General features: G+C 57.5%; 1 protein-coding gene. It reads right to left on the bottom strand.

From position 1 onward, the window contains the following. Window positions 1–111: 111 nt before the first annotated feature. Window positions 112–1,281: a TolC family outer membrane protein gene (locus EJP87_RS16260; protein WP_227657718.1), complete on the bottom strand. Its 1,170-nt coding sequence runs from the start codon at window positions 1,279–1,281 to the stop codon at window positions 112–114. Window positions 1,282–1,481 lie beyond the last annotated feature (200 nt).

Below are 1,481 nucleotides of genomic sequence, written 5' to 3'. Positions count from 1 at the left end.
CAGGGATTCCATCCCTGGACCCGGCCAGGGAGGTGCCCTCCCTGGACCCCCAGTTGTTTTGGGTGCTGAATAGTTACGGGTAGTGAATAGTTACAAAACATCTCACTCTCATTATGGACCGGATGCGCCCGGCAAGACAAGCTCTTCCATGGTCAAACGTCCCACCACGGCCAGCATATGAAAGCGTGCCAAAGTCAATGTATAACGATTTTTGGCCTGTTCGGTCAGATAGGAAAAGAGTTCATGTTCCGCATCCAACAGATCGAGAATCGGGCGGGTGCCCACGCGATACTCCCGCTCCACTCCATCACGGGCCATCCGCGCCGCCGTGACACTGCTTTGCAACGAGGTCGCCAAAGCCTGATTGGTGAGCAGATCCAAGCGGGCCTTTTCGATCTCCTGGTAGGCCAGACGGCGCAAGCGATCCACTTCGGCCTGTTGCGCCGCACGTTTTGCTTGCGCCTCCACCGTTTTGGAAACTGTCATGCCCCCACTGAAAACCGGCACTTCCAACTTCATGCCCAGATTATAGCCCTCCATTTGATCGATCGTGCTGCGTTGCCAGGTATGATTGACACCGCTGGTCAAAGAGAGGGTTGGCCAATGTCCTGCCTCTTCCTGTTGCACGGCCAATGTGGAGACGGTCAAACGCTTTTCTGCTGCCCGCATATCGGGACGCTGCTCCAGTTGCCCTATCCAGAAGGCCAACTCACCCTCCTCCGTGGCCTGACGCAGAGCAGGCAGTGTGATCTGCTCTGGTAGCGCCATCCCCACAATCGCAAAAAAATTGGAACGGGCCACCGCCAGATCGTTGTTTGCCCGCGTCACATCCGCTTGCGCCACCGCCAGACGTGCCTCGGCCTGACTGACACTGGTGCGGGTAATCTCCCCCACCCTGTAGCGGGCTTCGCTGCTCTGCAAATGACGGCGCATCAACTGCAGATTGTTTTCGGCCAACTGCGCAATCTCTTGTGCCTGCAGAGCGTTGACCACCGCCTGCACCACCTGAAAAAACACCGTCTGCACCATCCCATCCAGATCATCGGCATAGGCAGCGATCCACGGCGTGGTCTGGGCAAAGGCGAGCAGAGCCACCCGGTTGTATAGAATTTGCGACAAGGAGAGACCGGCCACTAGCGTTTGCTGATTCTGTTCGCCACCATCCCAGCGATTGACCAACTTGTTGGGAGTCACATTGGCAGTCACTGTCGGCAACAAGGCTGCCCGACTCTGGGGCAGGCGTTCACGGGCTGCCTGAAGATTGGCCTGGGCAGCACTGATCTGGGGGCTCTACCCCCATGGGGATGCTGTGCGAATTGGCGCAAAAACGCGCGCCAATTCGCACAGCTTGCTTCCATCAGGCGCTTAAGCCGACGCAAAGAGCGCGTCGGCTTAGTTTGAAAAGCGCGCCAAAGGCAAAAGATTAAAAACAAAATCCCAGGGATTCCATCCCTGGACCCGGCCAGGGAGGTGCCCTCCCT

Origin of the sequence: Candidatus Magnetaquicoccus inordinatus (assembly GCF_004217665.1) — a bacterium.
Taxonomy (GTDB): domain Bacteria; phylum Pseudomonadota; class Magnetococcia; order Magnetococcales; family Magnetaquicoccaceae; genus Magnetaquicoccus; species Magnetaquicoccus inordinatus.
This window is presented reverse-complemented; position numbering and strand designations above follow the sequence as displayed.